This is a genomic window from Pseudomonas sp. FW300-N2A2 (assembly GCF_017351735.1).
Taxonomy (GTDB): Bacteria; Pseudomonadota; Gammaproteobacteria; order Pseudomonadales; family Pseudomonadaceae; genus Aquipseudomonas; species Aquipseudomonas migulae.
Genome location: NZ_JACNDU010000041.1, coordinates 15,206 through 34,395 on the forward strand (window position 1 = coordinate 15,206; position 19,190 = coordinate 34,395).

The 19,190-nt window shown below is 63.1% G+C and carries 13 protein-coding genes; 5 read left to right on the forward strand and 8 right to left on the reverse strand.

Annotation, left to right across the window (positions count from 1 at the left end; genetic code table 11):
• Positions 1-96 precede the first annotated feature (96 nt).
• Together J4E42_RS27430 and J4E42_RS27435 are read left to right on the forward strand one after the other, a co-directional pair.
• A complete protein-coding gene (locus tag J4E42_RS27430) occupies positions 97-2,679 on the forward strand; it encodes a TonB-dependent receptor plug domain-containing protein (protein WP_207286630.1) in 2,583 nt (860 codons plus the stop codon).
• Between the two features lie 33 nt (positions 2,680-2,712).
• Positions 2,713-3,798: an LLM class flavin-dependent oxidoreductase gene (locus tag J4E42_RS27435; RefSeq protein ID WP_192417609.1), complete on the forward strand. Its 1,086-nt coding sequence runs from the start codon at positions 2,713-2,715 to the stop codon at positions 3,796-3,798.
• 135 nt (positions 3,799-3,933) lie between these two features.
• On the opposite strand, the gene J4E42_RS27440 is transcribed toward J4E42_RS27435, so the two are convergent.
• The 8 genes from J4E42_RS27440 to J4E42_RS27475 all read right to left on the reverse strand — a co-directional run bounded on the left by J4E42_RS27440 (position 3,934) and on the right by J4E42_RS27475 (position 13,283).
• Entirely contained in the window at positions 3,934-4,392 is a 459-nt protein-coding gene (locus J4E42_RS27440; protein ID WP_207286621.1) for an REP-associated tyrosine transposase, read from the reverse strand.
• 227 nt (positions 4,393-4,619) lie between these two features.
• Positions 4,620-6,425: an ABC transporter ATP-binding protein gene (locus J4E42_RS27445; RefSeq protein ID WP_207286622.1), complete on the reverse strand. Its 1,806-nt coding sequence runs from the start codon at positions 6,423-6,425 to the stop codon at positions 4,620-4,622.
• Positions 6,422-7,267, reverse strand: a complete 846-nt coding sequence (locus tag J4E42_RS27450) for an ABC transporter permease (RefSeq protein WP_207286623.1) — start codon at positions 7,265-7,267, stop codon at positions 6,422-6,424. The genes J4E42_RS27445 and J4E42_RS27450 overlap by 4 nt, the downstream gene beginning before the upstream one ends.
• Positions 7,268-7,277: 10 nt before the next feature.
• Positions 7,278-8,339: an ABC transporter permease gene (locus tag J4E42_RS27455; RefSeq protein WP_207286624.1), complete on the reverse strand. Its 1,062-nt coding sequence runs from the start codon at positions 8,337-8,339 to the stop codon at positions 7,278-7,280.
• Entirely contained in the window at positions 8,332-9,900 is a 1,569-nt protein-coding gene (locus J4E42_RS27460) for an ABC transporter substrate-binding protein (RefSeq protein ID WP_008042544.1), read from the reverse strand. The genes J4E42_RS27455 and J4E42_RS27460 overlap by 8 nt, the downstream gene beginning before the upstream one ends.
• Positions 9,901-9,910: 10 nt before the next feature.
• Positions 9,911-11,110, reverse strand: a complete 1,200-nt coding sequence (locus tag J4E42_RS27465) for an LLM class flavin-dependent oxidoreductase (RefSeq protein WP_207286625.1) — start codon at positions 11,108-11,110, stop codon at positions 9,911-9,913.
• Between the two features lie 370 nt (positions 11,111-11,480).
• Positions 11,481-12,212: a class II aldolase/adducin family protein gene (locus J4E42_RS27470; protein WP_207286626.1), complete on the reverse strand. Its 732-nt coding sequence runs from the start codon at positions 12,210-12,212 to the stop codon at positions 11,481-11,483.
• A 15-nt stretch (positions 12,213-12,227) separates the two neighbouring features.
• Entirely contained in the window at positions 12,228-13,283 is a 1,056-nt protein-coding gene (locus J4E42_RS27475; RefSeq protein WP_192229260.1) for an ABC transporter substrate-binding protein, read from the reverse strand.
• A 440-nt stretch (positions 13,284-13,723) separates the two neighbouring features.
• Between J4E42_RS27475 and J4E42_RS27480 the strand changes: the two genes are divergently transcribed.
• The 3 genes from J4E42_RS27480 to J4E42_RS27490 all read left to right on the forward strand — a co-directional run bounded on the left by J4E42_RS27480 (position 13,724) and on the right by J4E42_RS27490 (position 18,998).
• Positions 13,724-14,992, forward strand: coding sequence for an acyl-CoA dehydrogenase family protein (locus J4E42_RS27480; RefSeq protein WP_207286627.1), 1,269 nt, complete (start codon positions 13,724-13,726; stop codon positions 14,990-14,992).
• 363 nt (positions 14,993-15,355) lie between these two features.
• The gene (locus J4E42_RS27485) at positions 15,356-17,137 is read left to right on the forward strand and encodes an ABC transporter ATP-binding protein (RefSeq protein WP_207286628.1); all 1,782 of its coding nucleotides are present in this window, start codon (positions 15,356-15,358) and stop codon (positions 17,135-17,137) included.
• Positions 17,130-18,998: an ABC transporter ATP-binding protein gene (locus J4E42_RS27490; RefSeq protein WP_207286629.1), complete on the forward strand. Its 1,869-nt coding sequence runs from the start codon at positions 17,130-17,132 to the stop codon at positions 18,996-18,998. The genes J4E42_RS27485 and J4E42_RS27490 overlap by 8 nt, the downstream gene beginning before the upstream one ends.
• Positions 18,999-19,190 lie beyond the last annotated feature (192 nt).

The window sequence follows — 19,190 nt, forward strand, 5'->3', positions numbered from 1 at the left end:
GCCATCGCCAGCAAGCTGGCTCCTACAGAATCGGTGGAGTGTCAGGCGAATTGTGTTTAGGCAATTCCATAAATTTATCTATTGAGGCACATGTTCATGCCCTCTATCGGCTTCGTTCGTCCCGCTTCTGGCCACGCCCTGGCGTTGGTCATGGTTTCTACCCTGTCGACACTAACCTTCGCCGCCGACACCCAACTGCAAACCGTCACAGTCCAGGCCAGTGCCAGCGAGTCCGACGATGACGCGCTGCCCACCCGGCCACCCACGTCGGTCTACGGCGGTATCGAAACCAAAGTGCTCAACACGCCGCGCTCCATCACCCAGATCAACGCCGAGCAACTGGCCAGCGACTCGATCCGCAGCGCCGATGACCTGGTGAAATACGCCCCCGGCATTACTCGCGGCGGTGGCCAGAACGCCGGCCTCGCCCCGCAGTTCCGCGCCCAGGGTTCCGAAGTGTTCCAGGACGGGCAACGCGCATACGGCGTGCGCCACCCGGCCAACTTCAACGCCTACGAAGGCGCCGACATCGTCGCCGGCCCGTCTTCGGTGACCTACGGTTCGGTGTCGGGCAGTGGCGGATACGTCAATTACCTGAGCAAGAAACCCAATTTCAACGAATTCAAAACCAAACTCAGCGGCGAACTGGGCGCCTGGGTGCCGGACGGTGAATCCCGCGATTCCAGTAAATTCAGCATCGACAACACCGGGCCGCTGACTGACAACCTCGCCTATCGCCTGAGCATCACCAAGCAGCGCCAGGAAGACTTCTACGACAACGTCGACAACAACTTCGACGCGTTCTACGGCGCCCTCACCTGGCGCAACGACACGGTGCGGGTCGACTGGAACGCCAGCTACGACAATTACTACGACTACAACATCACCCACGGCTGGAACCGCGCCAACCAGGAACTGGTGGACAGCGGCAAGTACTACGCCGGGCGCGCCACGCCGATCATCCAGAACGGCAACACCCTGTGGTCACCGGTGCTGGCGTCCGGCGCAGCCGATGCGCCGACCCTCGGCTGGGTCAAACGCCAGCGCAACGCACAAGGTCAATACAGCGTGGTCAACGGCAGCTTCCAGACGGCCTCGCCCAACACCCAAAGCAGCCCCGGCAGTTTGCGCGGCTGGGTGTATGACCCGACGTTGACGGGCAATGGCCTGACCAGCCTGTCGTCACAAACCGGCCAGCGCGATGAAGATGAAAACAGCTCGCGGCGTTTCACCACACAGCTGCGGGTCGAAGCCGACCTGACACCGACCATCACCCTGGCCAACAGCACCTTCTACCAGCGCTCCAAAGACATGACCGATGCGGTCGGTTCTTTCCAGGTGCAGTCCAAGGACAATCTGTTCGATAACCGCTTCGAATTCCGCTCGCGCAACGAAGTGCAGCTCGGCGGCTTGACCCTGCGCGATGACAGCAACACCGGGGTGATCTACCGCCGCGAGTTCAACCAGTCGATCGCCGCCAACAACAACTTCGGCTCAACCATCAACGCCTATGACTTGACCCAGGACCCGTCGGGCAAGAATCCCGGCACCTTGCTGGGCCTGACCGGCTCCAACCCCGCCGGCGGCAATGGCGCGTGGATCGGCCAGCCCGGCGTGGCGCAGTTTTCCAACTACTACGGCTGGCTGAATCTGCCGGCGATGTACCCGGCGGGCCACGGTTTATACGCCGAGTCGGTGGCGCCCTACACCGCCGAAAGCACCTGGACCACCAAGACCCTGTTCAGCCAGCACAACCTGCGATTCGGTGACAGCGTCGGTCTGAACATTGGCGCCAGCCGCAGCTGGATCGACGCGGAAATCGAGAACCCGTTCGTGCTGGCCGGCGGCAATCCGCGCAAGGACAGCGACAATTATCGGCTGTTCGCGTTTCAGGTCAGCCCGTACATCAAACCGACCGAAAACAGCACGCTGTATTACACCTTCGATCGCTCATTGGCGGTCAATACCGGGTTCTTCTCCAACGGCCTCGGCTGGGGCAGCGGCGCCGGTGCCAATCAGCTCAACCCGCTGGCCTTCCAGAGCCTCAGCGTGTTGCACGAAGTCGGGCTGAAAGTCGAAGCGGTGCCCAACGAACTGTTCATGACCCTGGCCGCGTTCAAGCAGGCGCGGGATCAATCGCCCGACAGCAATAACAACATTGCCCGACTGGTGATCAAGGGCGTGGAATCGACCCTTCGCTACCAGCCGGACAATCACCTGCGCAGCGGCCTCAACCTGTCAAAACTCAGCGCCTACAACGAGTTTGCCTCGCAGGCCGGTTTCGCCTCGGCCGGGTTTGTACCCGACAACGGCACGGTGTTCGGCGACAACAACAGCCTCAATCAGCGACCGTCCGGGCGCTTCGACGCGGTGCAGATTCCCGAGTACACCGCCAGCGGTTATGTCGACTATCGCTTCGACTCGGGCTTCGGCGCCGAGCTGTCCGGCTGGTGGACCAGCAGCTGGTATTTGAACCTGAGCAAGACCGTGAAAATCCCCGACGAGTACAACCTCGACCTCGCGGTGTATTACCGCCAGCCGCAATGGAGCACCACGTTGCGGGTGCTCAACCTGACCAACGAGCTGAACTTCGTCAGCGGCCTGGCCGGCTCGACCAATACCTTTTTGCAACCCATGCCTGGCCGTACGTTGCTGGCCCAGGTGGAGTACCAGTTTTAACGCAGCCGCACCTATCGCTATCAGGAGTGTTCCATGTCCATTGAATTTGTCGGCATGATTTTCCCCCGCCAGTGGTCCGAGACCCGTGGCATTCGCAGCGCGGATTTCGATCTGGACTTTATCCGCCACCACGCCCGCGCCCATGAACACGCAGGCTTCGACCGGGTGCTGATCGCCAGCGGCCCGGGCAGCGCGGACAGTTTGCAGATTGCGGCCTACGCGGCGGCGCACACCGAGCGCCTGGGTTTCATGATCGCCCATCGTCCGGCATTGAACGCCCCCACCGCCGCTGCCCGAGCCTTCGCGACGCTCGATCACACCACCGGCGGCGGGCGGATTCGCCTGCATGCGATTACCGGGATCACTGCCGAACCCCAGGAAGGCGACTTCCTGCTGGACAAGACCGAACGCTACAAGCGCACCGATGAATACCTGGAGATCGTCCGGCGCACCTGGACGGCTGAAGAACCGTTCGACTTCGAGGGGCAGTATTTCAACATCAAGGGCGCCTTCTCGCCGGTCAAGCCATTGCAGCAACCGCACATTCCGATTTCCTTTGGCGGGTCGTCGGACATTGCCTATCAGATCGCGGTGAAACACGCGGACCTGTATGCGCTGTGGGGCGAACCGCTGAGCGGCGTCGCCGAACAGATCGGCAAACTGCGCGCGGCGGCAAGTGCGGCGGGCGTAGAGGCGCCACGGGTGAGCCTGTCCGTGCGCTTGATTCTGGGGGCGACTGAAGAATTGGCGTGGCAGCGGGCGGAGCAGATTCTTGAGCAGATCAAAGCCAATCCACAGTTCGCCGCCGGCAGCCCCTGGCAAAAACGCATCAAGGGCACCGGCTCCGAGCGCTTGCTCGCCGCTGCGGCACAGGGTGATCGCCACGACCGCGCCCTGTGGATGCCCACCGCCACCGCCGTCGGCGCCTACGGCGACACCACCGCCCTGGTCGGCACCCCGGAAACCGTGGCCCAGGCGTTGCTCGACTACGTCGACCTGGGCGTGACCACCTTCCTCAATCGTGGCTATGACCCGCTGTACGACACCGTCGATTACGGCCGCTGGATCATCCCGGCGGTGCGCGAGGAAGCACGGCGGCGCAAGGCGCGGGTGGCGTAGTTTCCACCGACGCCATCGCCGGCAAGCCGGCTCCTACAGGGTTGTGTCGTGCCGCAATTCAACATGCACACCATGCCTTTGTAGGAGCCGGCTTGCCGGCGATGGCGGTTTAACGATCACCAGAAAAATGTGCGCCTACAGCCATTTGGCATCCCACAGCGGGTAATCGTGCACACGCCTGACAAGGCCAGCACGTATCGGATTGGCGATGACATAACGCGCCACCGCCAGTAAATCCTCTTCACGCCGAATTGCACGGTCGTGAAAGTTTTTTTGCCACAAACGCCCGGAGCGTCCGAGGTGAGCATTGATCATCCGTGCACTGCGGGATTTGGTGCCCCGCATCAATGTTGGCAAGGTGCACTGTTTGAGTTCGACCAGCCAATGGAAATGGTCGGGCATGATGACCCAGGTAAGAGATTCAACCAGATCCCCGACGTGCGCATGTTGAAATTCTCGTACCAACAACCGTCCGGTCCGCCAATCGCTGAACAAGGGCTCGCGATGCTGGACGACGGCCGTTAGCAGGTAGATCTGGCCGATTTGAGAATAACGACCGGCGCGTAATTGGTTGGCGTGGGGAAGATCGGGCATTCCATTGCCCTCCTGTGTTGTTGGGAGAAACACAAGGCTAGTGCGCAGGCGGGATGGTCGTTGTCAAAGTTCAGTTCTGAATGTGTCTGTTTGACCGCCATCGCCGGCAAGCCGGCTCCTACAGGTTTGTGCCAAGCCGCATTTCGGCATACACCCCATAACCCTGTAGGAGCTGGCTTGCCAGCGATGGCTGCGTAACGTTCGCCATCAAATCGCCGGTGAGCAGACTATGCGCCCAACGTCGGCGAATTCTCCAGCAACGTACGCGTATACGCCGCCTGCGGCTGATCCAGCACATCATCAACCGCCCCCTGCTCCACCACCCTTCCCAGCTTCAGCACCAACACCCGGTCGGCAATCGCGCGAACCACGCCGAGGTCATGGGTGACGAACAACAAGGTCAGCCCTTCGATTTGCAATTGCCGCAACAGCGCCAGGATCGAAGCCTGCACCGACACGTCCAGCGCCGAGGTAATTTCATCGCAGATCAGCAGTTTCGGCTCACACACCAGCGCCCGGGCAATGGCCACGCGCTGGCGCTCGCCGCCGGACAGGCTGTGCGGATACAGATCGGCCACCGACGCCGGCAGCGACACCCGCTTGAGCACCGCATCCACGCGCTGGCGCGCAACGTTGCCCTTGATGCCGAAGAAGTGTTCCAGTGGCGCACTCAGGGTCTGGTAAACGGTCTGTCGCGGGTTCAGCGCCCGGTACGGGTTCTGAAAAATGTACTGAATCTGATGCCGTTGCCGCTCGTCACGTCGGCGGGCCGACAAGCTCAGCGGCACACCCGCATAGTGCAAGTCGCCCTCGGCGTTTTCCCCGAGCCCGGCGATGGCCCGGGCCAGGCTGGTCTTGCCAGAACCGGATTCGCCCACCAGCGCCAGGCATTCCCCGGCGGCCACCCGCAGAGAAACGTCGAACAATACCTGTCGATCGTAGGCCACGTTCAAGTCTTTGATCTCCAGCAACGGCGCCCGCTCCACCGGCACATCGACAGCCGACACCGGCGCCTGGGCAACTAGCTGCAAGGCCTGAAGATACGGATCGAGACACGCCACTCGCTGCGCTGAAGACAGGTCGCGCAAGGCCGGTTCAGCCTGCGAGCACTCGGCGGTGCGACGCGAACACCGAGGCGCGAAAGCACAGCCGTGCGGTCGCTGCCCCGGTGCCGGGGCATGCCCCGGGATCGCCTGCAAATCGCGACGCTGCGCTACATCGGGAATCGCCGCCAGCAGGCCTCGGGTGTACGGATGAGCCGGCCGCGTGAACAACGCTTCACGGTCAGCGACTTCAACAATGCGCCCGGCATACATCACCATCACCCGGTCGACCAGGTCCTTGATCACCGCAAGGTCGTGGGACACATACACCGCCGCCACGCCGAGGCTTTTGCACAAGCGGCGCAAGGTCGCGAGGATGTGCGCCTGAGTGGTGACGTCCAGCGCCGTGGTCGGTTCATCGAGGACGATCAACTGCGGACGCAGGACAAACGCCAGCGCCAGCATCACCCGTTGCTGCTGCCCACCGGAGAGCTGATGGGGGAAGCGCCGCAAAAACGCTGCATCATCTGGCAAGCCAACATCACGCAAGGTATCGACGATGCGCTGCTGTTGCGCTGCACGATCCAGTTCAATCTGGTGCGCACCGAGGGTTTCGCGCAGCAGACTGCCGATGCGCAGCGCCGGATTCAGCGCCGTCGCCGGGTCTTGCGCGACGTAGCCGATCAGGCTGCCACGGGCCCGGCGCAACGCTTCGCCCTCCAGGGTCAGCAGCGAATGACCGGACACCTCGACCTGCCCGCTGACAATCCGCGCCCCGCGTCGGGCATGGGCGAGCAACGCGGTGGCCAGGGTCGTCTTACCGGAGCCGGACTCGCCGACCAACCCCAGAATCTCGCCCGCCTCAAGGCTGAACGAAACCCCGGACAGCACGTCAATCTGTCCCGCCAACTCGACCCGCAAATCCCGCACCTGCAACACCCCGGCAGTGGTCACCGGCGGGCGGGACTCGATCCCGGCAATCGCATTCATGGCTGCTTTTCTCCGATCCGTGAACTGCTGCGGCCGATGCCTTCAGCGAGGATATTGGTGCCATAGGCGAAAATGCCGATCAGGATCGCCGGGGCCAGCACCGCCCACGGCTGCACCAGCAAACCGGCCTGGTTTTCATTGATCATCAGCCCCCAATCGGCGGTCGGCGGTGCCACGCCGTAGCCGAGAAAACTCAGGCCCGAGAGCATGCCGACGCCCCAGGTCAGCATGTTGCCGAAATGCACCAGCAGCGGCGTGAGGATGTTCGGCAGGATCTCCCTGAACAGAATCCGCCGCCGCGAGTAGCCCATCATCTGCGCGGCCTCGACGAACTCCTGCCCCGCCACCGCCACCGCACTGCCACGGGCCAGGCGGATCACCCCGGGCGTGAAGGCGATGGCCACGGTCAACACGATCAACCACGGCGCGCGGCCGAGCATGGAGACGATCAACAGCACCAGAATCAGGTCGGGAAAGGCCAGCGACACGTCCGCCAGCCAGGTAATCAACTGGTCGAGCCGGCGCCGGGAAAATCCCGCCAGCAAACCCAGGGTGCTACCGGTCAACAGCGCAATCGAGGCCGCCGCCACCGACATCCACAACACCGAGAGGCCGCCACTGAGCAAGCGCGACACCACGTCGTGCCCGAGAAAGTCATAGCCCAGCAACGCCGCGCCAACCGGTGCGCCGTACACCGAACCAAGCATTTCCGTCGGGCTGTGCGGCGCCAGCCACGGGCCAGACAAGGCCAGTATCACCACCAGCGCAGTGATCAGCGCGCCTTTGCGGGTTTGCGGTTCCGCCAGCCAGACCTGCCAGCGCGAACGTCGGGAGTCAGTCATGTTTTACCTCTCAAGGCGCCTTGGATGGGGAACGTCGCCACCACGGCTGAATGCCCCGGCGGTTACGCTGAATCATGGTCACGCGGCGGGCAGTGCGCAGTTTCGGCGTAAGCAGCACGGTCAGCAGATCCGCGAGCAGGTTGATCAACACCACGCCGAGGGTGATCACCAGCACGATGGCCTGGACCATCGGCAAGTCGCGCATCTGGATCGCCGAATTCAACGAGGTGCCGATGCCGGGGTAACTGAAAATCACCTCGGCCAACAGCGCGCCGCCAATCAGCGTTCTCAGCGTCAACGCCACGCCTTGAATCGCCGGGATCAGTGCGTTGGGCAGCGTGTGGCGCCAGACGATGCGCCACTCGGGAATGCCGCGCAGGCGCGCAGCGATTACGTAGTCGGACTCCAGCGCCTCGATCATCGATGCCCGCACCATGCGCGTCAGGTACGGCAATGCCGACAGGCTCAGGGCCAACACCGGCAACACCAGGAACTGCAATTGGCGCAGCAGCGACGTGTCCGGATCGAGGATCGACACCGCCGGCAGCAGGTCCATGTGCGGCATGGAAAACAGCAGCACCAGACCGATGGCCAACAGAAACCCCGGCGTGGCTTTAAGGAAGATCAGCAGCGACAGGCTCCAGCGATCCAGCCGACTGTCACGGCGCAACGCCAGGGAAACGCCGAGCAACAACGCTGCCGGCACCACCACCGCAATGACCCCGGCGAGCAGCGCCAGGGTGTAGCCGAAACGGCCGAACAGAATGCTGCCGACCGGCGCGTTGGAGTCGAGCGACACACCGAGTTCGCCGCTCAGGGCATGCCCGAGCCAGCGCAGGTACTGTTCGAGAATCGGCCGGTCCAGACCCAACTGGCGTTGCAAGGTGAGGATGCTTTCCAGCGGCGCGTCGGGGCCGAGAATCACCCGGGCCGGGTCCGAGGGCAGCGCCTGCGTGGCGATGAACACCACCAGACTGATGACCCACGCCGTCAGCAATCCGTAAGCCAGGCGCCCGATAAACCACGACAGCCAGGCTGGCGTGCGGGGTTCTTTGCAAGAAGGCTCAGGCATGGTTCACCCACAATTCATCAAAACGCCAAGAGGCAAACGTGGTCTGTTCAGGCTGCAAACCGCCGACCCGCACCGATGCCGCGTCGAGCACATCGTTGAAGCCCCAGATCAGCAAGCCACCGCGTTCGTGTTGAATGCCTTGCGCTTCGTGCACCAGCACTTTGCGTTGCTCAAGGTCGGGTTGCGCCAGCGCCTGGCGGTACAGCGCGCTGAAGCGTTCATCGTGGAAGTTGCTGCGGTTGTAGATGGCCTGTGGCGCATCGTTGTGCAGCGCCGACGCGAGAAAACCCCGGGCCGGTGTGGAGCCCGGCGACAGCAGCCAGTTTTCCCGTTGTGGACCGTTGAACACCGAGCCATCGACCTGGGTGACCTTGATCTCGACCCCGGCCTTTTTCGCCTGTTGCGCAAACACCAGCGCCGCGTTGACGCCCGGCCCCGGCGTGGTGGTCAGCTCCACCCGCAGGTCGGTCTGCCCGGCCTGGCGCAACAGCGAACGCGCCTGTTCCAGGTCGTAGGGACGCTGGGCAATGCTGTGGTTGTAGGTGGGGTCGTGGGGCGAATACAGGTCGTTGGCGATGCGCCCGAAACCGTTGAGGCCACGGTCCACCAACTCGCGACGGTCGGCCAGCAGGCGGAACGCCTGGCGCACCCGCTGATCCTGAAACGGTTGCTTCGCCAGATTCAGATTGAACCCGGTGAACGAGGTGCTCGGCGAGGCGTACAACCTCAGCCGCGAGTCGGCCTTGAGCAGTGCGCTGTGTTCGGCTTGCACGCCGCTGGCCACGTCAATCTGCCCGGCGCGCAGGGCGGCGGCGCGGGACACCTGGTCCTTGAACTCGATGATCTCCAGTTCATCGGCATAGGGTTGGCCGGGTTTGTAGTAATTCTCGAAGCGCTGATAAAGCGAGCGCTGGCCGGGAATGAAACTCTTGAGCTTGTAGGGGCCGGCGCCGACCGGGTTGCTGACGGGGTCGTAATCGGTGGGGACGATGCCGCCGAAACTGATCAGGGTTTCATCCAGCGGGTAAAAGCTCTGGCCTTCCTTGAAGCGGATTTCGATGGTGCGCGCATCCAGTTTGCGCAACGCGTTGCGGTCGATCGCGCCCACCAGACCGGCGAATGGCGATGCCAGTTTCGGGTCGGTCAGGCGCAGGATCGAGAACAGCATGTCATCGGCGCCGATGCTCTTGCCGTGATGGAACTCCAGGCCCGGCTTGATGCGAATGGTCCATGCGCTGGCATCGGCGTTGGGCTCGGCAAACTCGGCCAGGGCCAGGCGCGTGCTGACGTCGGTGTTCCATTCCCAGAACTTGCTGTACAGCGCCCAGCCGCGAATGATCCCGCCGCCCACCGGTTTGTGCGCGTCGAGGTTGCCCGACTGATCGCCATCGATGATGCCGACCCGCAAGCGACCGCCGCGCACCGGGGTGCTGGACAAAACGGCCGCACCGTTGACCTGAGCCCCGCTGTCGCATCCGCTGAGCAGGCTGCTGCCGAGCAACAGGCCGCCACTGACCGCCAGGCCATTGCCGAGAAACCGGCGACGGGAAAATTCGTTCATCGCTGTCTCCTCAGACTCGCTCGGTCGCTGCTACACGCCGTGGTGCCGGTGTGCTGACACCCAATTGCGGCACGTCGAAACCGTGATCCAGATCGAGCAACGGGAACAGCAGATCCGCCACCCGGTGCGCTTCATCGATCAGCGGGAAACCGGACAGAATGAATGCCGATGTGCCCTGCGCTTCGTATTCGCGAATTCGCTCGGCGACCTGCTCGGCGCTGCCTACCAGGTAAGTGCCGGCTGCCGGGCCGAGGATGTTGAAGCCGAACAGGCTCGGGCCGAGCCAGACGTTCGGGTAGATCTCCAGGTCCCGGGCCTTGGGTAAACGGCCGGCGCGAATGGCCTCGACGTTGCGCTGGATCTGCGGATCGTCGCTGTGGAAGGTCTCCAGGGTTTCACCGGGCGGCAATTGACGTTCGATGGCCGTGCGCGCGGTTTGAAGCGAGGTACGTTGCAAGAGTTTCTCGGCGTGGGCCCAGGCCTCTTCCTCGGTTTCGCGAACGATGATTTGCAGGCGCGTGCCGAAGGTCAGCTCACGGCCGATTTTCGCGGCTTCTGCTGCGACCTTGCGGAATTTCTCGCCGAGTTTCGGCGGGGTGTTGGCGAAGCTCAGGTAGACGTCGAGCAGTTGCACCGAGTGCGCGACACCCGGCCCCGACGTGCCCGCGCCCCACAGTGGGATGCCAGGCTTTTGCTTCGGCGGATGCCAGCCACCCAACGGATGACTCGCGGCAGCCGGTGAACGGGGGGCGAGCTTGACGTACTGGCCGTCGAACCCCGAGGTGTCCCCGGCGTAGAAGCTCTGGAACGCACGCCAGTATTCGAGGCTGAAGTCATAACGTTCGTCGTGGGGGTAATGCACGCCGAGGGTGGCCAGGCCGGCGTCATTGCCGTTGACCACGTTGAACAGCAGGCGGCCGTTGGAGAATTGATCGAAGGTCAGCGCCCACTTGGCCAACACGGCTGGCGACAGTTCGCCGGGGTGTTGCGCGACCAGGAAGCGCAGGCGTTTCGTGGCGTCGATCAGCGCGGCCGAGACAGCGAGGCTTTCGTTGGGGCTGGAGCCCAGCAGCGAACCGTAGTAACCAAGACGGTCGCTGGCCACGGCAAGTTGTTTCAGATGTTCGAAATCGGTTGTCCAGCGGCCTTCGGGTTCCCACGGATAAGGCCCGTCGGGGGTGGTGAGGTACCAGAGAATTTTTACAGCCATGGGTGTGTTCCTTGAATGTGTGTCGACCTTGCGGGCGATGAGGCCCTTGAACCTTGCGTCGATCTTTCGGACGCCATCGCCGGCAAGCCGGCTCCTACAGGGTTCCGTGTTTTGCTCAGGTCAATCGGTGTACGCCAACCTTTGTAGGAGCCGGCTTGCCGGCGATGGGGCCCTTGAACCTTGCGCCGATCTTTCGGACGCCATCGCCGGCAAGCCGGCTCCTACAGGGGGTCTGTGTTTTGTTCAGGTCAATCGGAGTACGCCGAACTTTGTAGGAGCCGGCTTGCCGGCGATGGGGCCCTTGAACCTTGCGCCGATCTTTCGGACGCCATCGCCGGCAAGCCGGCTCCTACAAGGGGACCTGAAATCGTTAACTGCGACGGTCGATGGCTGGCACCAGGCCCAGCTCGGTGGCTTTGTCGTACAGGCCGCTCATTTTCCATTGCTGGGTCAATACGCCAGGGCCATAGGCGCGGGAGCCGCCGAGGGCGTCGGCGAGCAATTGCAGTTGCGCGCCCTCCTCCAGCAACAGGATGAATTCGGCGGTGGCGCGCAGGCCCTGTTTGCCCCACACGGTGGAGCCGCCGTTGGCTTCGAGAATCGCCAGGTTGAAGGGGTTTTCGGCAATCTTGTCGAGGATGAAATCGACTTCCGGCTGACGACGGTCGATGTACACCGGCAACTCCCGGGCGAGCTGATAACGCTGCACCGGCACGTAGTGGAACGGCAGCGTGCGGTGGGTTTGCGCCCAGGCGCCGAGGTACGGCGAGTGCACATGGGACACGGTGGTCACATCGGCATGTTGCTGGAACAGTTTGGTGTAACGCCCCAACCCACCCTTGCCTTTGCCATAGATCACCTTGCCTTCGAAGTCGGTGACCGTGGCTTGCAGCGGCTTGCGGTAATTCCACGGGCCGCCGTAGTTCACCGACACCAGCAGTTCCTGGCCCGGTACGCGCTCGATGAAACCAACGGTGCCGTTGGCGGTGATGGTGTTGGTTTCACGGAACACGGTGAAGGCTTCTTCAGCCTCGATCAGCACCTTGTCGATGAAGTTCTTCAGTTCTTCGCTGATCAGTTGTTCGTTGATGAGGACGGTCATGGCAATTCTCCAGAGTCAGGCGCGGCGCTTGGCCAACAGTTCATGGGCGGCTTGCAACGGGCGCGGATCGACCCAGTCGGCGATGGAAAAATCGCGTTCGAGGAAGCCGTGCAGGTAAAGGAAATCTTTCTGGGTATCGAGAAATTCCAGACGCTGTGCCGACAGGTCCGGCGCCAGCGTGGTGTGGAATTCACCGCGATAGGCTTCGGCGACACCGGCACTGCCGGCGCGGGTTTCTTCTTCGAGAATCGCGTTCAACGCCTCACGATTGTTCGCTGCCCAATCGGCGGCGCTGAGGGTTTGCGCGAGGAAGCGCACGACCAGGTCGAAATGGTTGTCCAGCAGGCTCTGGTGGACCGTGATCGGGCGCGGCGTGCCATTGTTGATGCGATAGCGCGGCTCGGCGATCAGGTCGAGATCAATGCCCACCACCAGCCCGAGACGCCGCGCGGCATCAGCGGCGGACGCGCCTTTGACGTACACCGCGTCGACTTCACCGCGCACCAGGTAATCGAGGCCCGACCAGAGGCGCTGTAAACCTTCCTGAGGATTCGCCGCCTGCTCCTGGTTTTGCAGCGCCACTTCCACCAGTTCGACGTCATCGAAGCCCAGCCCCGCCAGACTCAACGCGCCTTTGTAGCCGTGCAGGCTCATGGCCCGAGCGATGCTGCCGGGGCGGGTTTCACCCCAGGCCGGCAGCGCCAGACGCTTGCCTTTGAGGTCTTGCGGACGACGAATGCCGGAGTCCGGGCGAACCAGGATGGTTTGCCACTCTTCGATCCAGGTCAGGCCGATCAGGCGACTCGGCGCACCAGCGGCGCGTGCCGCCAGGGCCGGTACGTTGCCGCCTTCACGAAACAGGCCCGGCAACTCGTGATCGTAGTGGTGATGCCCCAGTTGCCGGGCCTCCTGCAAGGTCGACACCGGCAGGCCGTCAGCGGCGAATTCTTCGCTGAGCCAGCCGAGTTTGTAGGCGATGCCGGAAGCGGTCGGCACCGGGCAACGGGTGAACCAGATCTGCTCCAGTTCAGCCGGGGCAGCGGGTCGGGATTGTTTGGCAGCAAGCGTCATGGGCAGCTCCGTGGTTGGGCAAGTGTCTGTTGCCGGAGCTATTGCAGCGCCCGTGCCAAGAGCTGAAACGCCCGGTTTACGGGGCTTTGCGCCTGACACCGAGCAAACAACCGACACTGATTGCTGGCCTGCCAGCAGCATTGCGCGGCGACTGCTGCTGGCCGAGCAGTCGCCTCCCCGGCATTGCTTCCCCAGCAACACCACCCCGCCCAACCCCTTGCCGGGCGGGCATTCCAGCCCTTGGCGCAGAACTTGCTCAAGGCCCTTCAACGCCCGTGAAACACCGATCCCTTTGTAGGAGCCGGCTTGCCGGCGATGGCGGTGCATCAGGTGACATCCATGTTGTTTGATCCGCCGCCATCGCCGGAACGCCGCCCGCAGCAAGCCGGCTCCTACAAGGTTTCATGGCCATCATCAGATCAATGATCAGAGGTACAGCAATGAGCAAGGTCGAACACAACCCCGCCGGACAACTGATACAAGAACAGGCGCCGATCCGCCTGCTGGACAGCGAGGCTCAAGCCATCGCCGTGGCCAGGGACATCGCCCGGGAGATTGCCGAAATTGCCGCCGACGCCAGTCAAAACGGCCAACTGCCACGGCGTCAGGCGCAACTGTTGTCGGAGAGCGGCTTGACCGCCATTGGCGTGCCCAAGGCGTTTGGCGGCCTCGGCGCTTCGGTGGAAACCATCGTCGAAACCGTGCGAATCATTTCAGTCGCCGACGGCGGCGTCGGTCAGTTGCTGCAAATCCACAACGTCATGCTGCGAGGGATTTTTACCGGATACTCCGACGAGATTCGCGACCGACTGGTTCGCGATGTATTAGCCGGCAAGCGCTTCGGCAATGCCCTGGCGGAAGTCGGCGGCAAGAACAAATTCGCCCTCAAGACCCGCGTCGAACGCCGAGCCGACGGCAAGTTGATCCTCAATGGCAGCAAGTTTTACTCCACCGGCTCTTACCTGGCCGAGTGGATTTCCCTGACCGCCGCCAGTGATGACGGCGGTGCCGGGGTGCTGCTCAATCGCAACACACCGGGCCTGACGCTGGTGGATGACTGGGAAGCGTTCGGCCAGAAAAACTCGGTCAGCGGCACAGTGATTTTCGACAACATCGAACTCGACGAAGGCTTCGTCTCCCAGCGCAAAGGGCCTATGAAACGCACCGGGCTGACCTTCCCGCAGATTCTCCACGCGGCCATCGACACCGGCATTGCCGAAGGTGCGCTGTCGGCTGCGGTGGACTACCTGAATCACAATGCGCGGCCGTGGGTGGAAAGCGGCGTCGATCACGCCAATCAGGAACCGCACATCATCAAGCAGATCGGCGAATACGCCGTGGCCCTGCGCGGCGCGCAATCGCTGCTGCGCGACGCGGCGCGGGTGTTCGATCAGCACGAACTGGACCCGGACAACAAGGAACTGCAGGACGAGCTGATTCTGTCGGTGGCCACCGCCCGCGCCCACTCCGACGCGGCGTCGCTGAAAATCTCCAGCGACATTTTCTCCCTGCTTGGCGCCAGTTCCTCGCTGAGCAAATGGAACCTCGACCGTTTCTGGCGCAATGCAAGGGTCCACACCACCCACGACCCGATCCGCTGGCGCCTGCACCACGTCGGCAACTACTACCTCAACGGCGTCGATCCCGGCGAATACACCGCAATCCTCAACGCCAAGGAAAAACAGGGCGCGACTACCCTTGGACGCTGATCCCCCAGACACCGCCTCCCCTTGTAGGAGCGAGGCTTGCCCGCGAAGGCGCCCTCGAAATCGATGCAAATCCAAAGGCCCCATCGCCAGCAAGCCGGCTCCTACAGGGGCGGCGTTCCACCTGAACAAATGCGAAACCCTGTAGGAGCTGGCTTGCCGGCGATGGCGTCCTCGAAATCGATGCAACATCCAAAGGCCCCATCGCCGGCAAGCCGGCTCCTACAGGTTCGGCGTTCCACCTGAATAAATACGAAACCCTGTAGGAGCTGGCTTGCCGGCGATGGCGTCCTCGAAATCGATGCAAATTCAAAGGCCCCATCGCCGACAACCTGATCGTGTCCGCACACCACACAGAGCTTTTTCATGATCGAAAAACATCCTCTCTTGCGCAGCCTGGCGATTTACCGGGAGATGCCCTGGCGCTTCGCCCTGGTGGCGGCGCTGTACATCGCGGTGAACCTCGGGCTGGTCTGGCAGCAATGGCTGATCGGCCACGCCGTCAACGACGTCAGCGCCGGCCGCGCGGTTGTCCGGCAAGCCGATGGCAGTCTCGACGCCAGCCTCGGCTGGTACTGGTTGTGGCTTATGCTCGCCGTGGCGTTCGGCCGTGGCGTGTTGCAATACGCCGCCAGCGTACTGTCGCTGGTGCTCAGCCAGGAACTGCTGACGCGCCTGCGCGAGCGCATCCTGCAGCAGGTGCAAACCCTGCACCTGGGTTATCACTGGCAGCACGGCATGGGCGAAATGATCACCCGCACCACCCGCGATGCCGACAAGGTGCGCGATGCGCTGATCAGTTTCTGGCGCCAGGTGGTGGAAACCCCGCTCGTGGTGCTGGCCACCGTCGGCCTGTTGAGCTGGTACAACCCGCTGCTGGGGTTGGTGCCGCTGCTGCTGACGGTGTTCGGCCTGTGGATTTTCGTGCGCCAGACCGAGCGTCTGGTCAGCCTCGACCGCGCCGTCGGCGAGGCCTACGACCGGGTCAATCAGGACCTCAGCGAAGGCATCGGCGGCGTGCGGGTGATCAAATCGTTTGGTCTGGAACACAGCCGCATCCAGCGTTTCGCCGGGCAGGTGGCGGTGTTCGCCGAGCACGCCCGCCAGGCCCTCGCCTATTCCAGTTCGCGGATTCCGTTGCCTCAAGCGGTCGTCGCGCTGGGGCATGTGTGGATTCTGGTGTACGGCGCGCACCTGGTGGCCACCGCGCAATTGGGTATCGGTGAACTGGTGACCTCACTGCTGATCGCCACCACCCTGGTGTTCCGCATCGAAGGCATTGGCCGGGTGATGCAGACCTTCGCCGACGCACGCTCCAGCGCCGAAAGGATCTGGCAACTGCTGGACGAGCCTGCGGCGATCCGCAGCGGCAACGCAATCCTGCCCGATACGCCGCTGGGGCTGAAACTGGAACACGTCAACGTCAGCGCACCGGGTGGAGGCCTGGACATTCTTCATGACTGCTCGCTGACCGTGCAGCCCGGCGAGATCGTCGCGCTCGTCGGCGCCACCGGCACTGGCAAAAGCCTGTTGGCAAGCCTGTTGCCACGCCTCAGCGACATCAATTCCGGGCGCCTGCTGATCGGATCGGACAGCGCCGGCTGGCAAGACATTCGCCAGTTGAACCTCGACGAATTGCGGCGCCGGGTGCACGTGGTGCCGCAGGAAAGCTTCCTGTTTTCCGACACCCTCGCGGCCAACCTGCGCCTGACCGCACCCGACGCCAGCGATCAACAACTGCGTCACGGTTTGCGCCTGGCCGCCGCCGAAGACGTGCTGGAACGCCTGCCGCACGGCCTGGCCACGCCGCTGGGGGATCGCGGCGTGACCTTGTCCGGCGGCCAGCGCCAGCGTCTGAGCCTGGCTCGCGCGCTGCTTGGCGAGCCGGACATTCTGTGCCTGGACGACGCCACAAGCGCGCAGGATGCGATCAGTGAACGCCAGGTACTCAACAACATTCGCCAGTTGCGCCGCGATCAGGGCCGGGCCACCACGTTGCTGGTGATCTCCAGCAAGCTCTCGACCATCCTCCTGGCCGACCGCGTGCTGATGCTGCAGGACGGCAAAATCGCCGCCAACGGCACCCACGAAGCATTACTCAAAACCCATCCGGACTACCGCGACCTGCTAGGGATCGACCATGGCTAACCCAATCGCCGGCAAGGCCTTGAGCGATATCGAAATCGAAGAAATGCTCGCCCGCAAGGCCCTCGACCGCAGCATGTTCAGTCGGCTATTGCCGCTGCTGAAACCGATTCGCCGGCACATTGTCGGCGTCATCGGCATTGAACTGCTGCTGGTGTTCACGGTGTTTCTGCGGCCGTGGTTTGTCCGTGAGTTGCTCGACCGTGGGCTGATTCAACAGAACGATCATTGGTTGCTGGACGAACGTTTGGTGCTGTGGCTCGGCCTCGGATTGGCGGCCAGTTGGCTCGGGCGTTTCCTGCTCGCCGGTGTCTCGCAGTTTGTCGCAGGCAGCGCGGCGATCCGCGTACTCAATGACTTGCGGGTGCGCGTATTTGCCCATGTGCAGAGCTTGAGTGTCAGCTACTTCGACCGGACCAAGGCCGGGCGGATCATTTCTCGCGCCGACCGCGATGTCGACGCCCTCGAACCGCTGCTGATTCAGGGCCCACCCGAACTGCTGGGCGCATTGCTACGCTGTGGCCTTGCCTCGGTGATGTTGTGGCGGATCGACCCGCGATTCTTTCTCAGCCTCGCCGCCACGGTGCCGTTGCTGGTGTTGGCGACCTGGAGTTTCAAACGCATTTCCCAACGCAACTGGGCCAAGGTCGCGGAAAACCGCAGCCGTTTCACCGCGCATCTGGTGGAGAGCGTCAGCGGCGCACGCATGTTGCAACAATGCGCCCAGCAAGCGCCCAACCTGCGGCGCTATCGCGGCTTGCTGGATGATTTCAATCAGGCGCTGATTCGCGGCAGCCTGCGATCCAGCTGGTTTGCACCGTTCACCGCGCTGCTCAGCTCCGCCGGCATGGCGGTGTTGTTGCTGGTGGGCGCCTATGGTCTGGCGCAGGCGGATGTCACCGTGGGCCAGGTCGCGGAAAGCCTGTTTTATGTGTTCCTGTTTCTTGGGCCGTTGCAGGAACTGTCGGACCTGTTCGAGCGTTACGCCACCGGATCGGCCTCGGCGCAGCGGATCTTTTTGCTGCTCGACACGCGCCCGGAGATCAGCGACAGCACCACCCCGCAACGCCTGGGCAAGGCCCGCGGCGAAGTCAGTTTTGAACGGGTGCGGTTTGCCTACGATGCCAGCGGCGCTTCACCGGTGATCAATAACCTCGACCTGCAGATTCCGGCCGGCGAAGTGCTGGCGATCGTCGGCCCGTCAGGCCATGGCAAGAGCACGCTGGTGCAGTTGCTGACGCGTTTTTACGAGGTGCAGTCGGGGGCGGTGAAGCTCGATGGCGTTGATATCCGCGACCTCACCCAGCATGAACTGCGGCGCAACGTCGGCGTGGTGTTGCAGGACAACGTGCTGTTCAGCGGCAGCATCCTCGACAACCTGCGCCTCGCCGCGCCCCAAGCGGACGATGCCCGGCTGATTGCTGCTGCCCGGGAGCTGGGCGCGGATGAAGTGCTGGAACGCCTGCCGCATCAGTACCAGACCGAAGTCGGGCCGCTGGGCGGGCACTTGAGCCACGGCCAGCGGCAACTGGTGTGCCTGGTGCGCGCCTACCTCGCGGACCCGGCAGTGCTGGTGCTGGACGAAGCGACTTCGGCGGTCGACATCCACACCGAGCGACGCATTCAGCGCGCGTTCCGCCGACTGTGCGAGGGCCGCACCGCGATCATCATCGCCCACCGCCTGGCAACCATTCGCGATGCCGACCGCATTGCAGTGATCCGTCATGGCCGCCTGGTCGAACAAGGGCCGCACAGCCAATTGATCGACCAGGGTGGCGCCTATGCGGCGTTGTACCAGACCTATCTGCGCAGCGCCGAAGCGGGTGCGTCGATTGACGATATCGTCGCCACAGCGCCGGCGTAACGAAAACCGCAATCGCTTGTAGGAGCCGGCTTGCTGGCGATGCGGATTGCGCGGTGTGTCAGGCAGGCCGCCATCGCTGGCAGGCCAGCTCCCACAGGGGATTGGCGTCGTACACGAAACCTGTAGGAGCCGGCTTGCCGGCGATAGCAATCTGCAAAACACCACAAAACCCTCTGCTGCACCCCGAACAAC

What these genes read in the sequence shown, in the direction of transcription:
- J4E42_RS27430 (WP_207286630.1), top strand. Translation starts at nt 97, where the DNA reads ATGCCCTCTATCGGCTTCGTTCGTCCCGCTTCTGGCCACGCCCTGGCG.
- J4E42_RS27435 (WP_192417609.1), top strand. Translation starts at nt 2,713, where the DNA reads ATGTCCATTGAATTTGTCGGCATGATTTTCCCCCGCCAGTGGTCCGAG.
- J4E42_RS27440 (WP_207286621.1), bottom strand. Translation starts at nt 4,392, where the DNA reads ATGCCCGATCTTCCCCACGCCAACCAATTACGCGCCGGTCGTTATTCT.
- J4E42_RS27445 (WP_207286622.1), bottom strand. Translation starts at nt 6,425, where the DNA reads ATGAATGCGATTGCCGGGATCGAGTCCCGCCCGCCGGTGACCACTGCC.
- J4E42_RS27450 (WP_207286623.1), bottom strand. Translation starts at nt 7,267, where the DNA reads ATGACTGACTCCCGACGTTCGCGCTGGCAGGTCTGGCTGGCGGAACCG.
- J4E42_RS27455 (WP_207286624.1), bottom strand. Translation starts at nt 8,339, where the DNA reads ATGCCTGAGCCTTCTTGCAAAGAACCCCGCACGCCAGCCTGGCTGTCG.
- J4E42_RS27460 (WP_008042544.1), bottom strand. Translation starts at nt 9,900, where the DNA reads ATGAACGAATTTTCCCGTCGCCGGTTTCTCGGCAATGGCCTGGCGGTC.
- J4E42_RS27465 (WP_207286625.1), bottom strand. Translation starts at nt 11,110, where the DNA reads ATGGCTGTAAAAATTCTCTGGTACCTCACCACCCCCGACGGGCCTTAT.
- J4E42_RS27470 (WP_207286626.1), bottom strand. Translation starts at nt 12,212, where the DNA reads ATGACCGTCCTCATCAACGAACAACTGATCAGCGAAGAACTGAAGAAC.
- J4E42_RS27475 (WP_192229260.1), bottom strand. Translation starts at nt 13,283, where the DNA reads ATGACGCTTGCTGCCAAACAATCCCGACCCGCTGCCCCGGCTGAACTG.
- J4E42_RS27480 (WP_207286627.1), top strand. Translation starts at nt 13,724, where the DNA reads ATGAGCAAGGTCGAACACAACCCCGCCGGACAACTGATACAAGAACAG.
- J4E42_RS27485 (WP_207286628.1), top strand. Translation starts at nt 15,356, where the DNA reads ATGATCGAAAAACATCCTCTCTTGCGCAGCCTGGCGATTTACCGGGAG.
- J4E42_RS27490 (WP_207286629.1), top strand. Translation starts at nt 17,130, where the DNA reads ATGGCTAACCCAATCGCCGGCAAGGCCTTGAGCGATATCGAAATCGAA.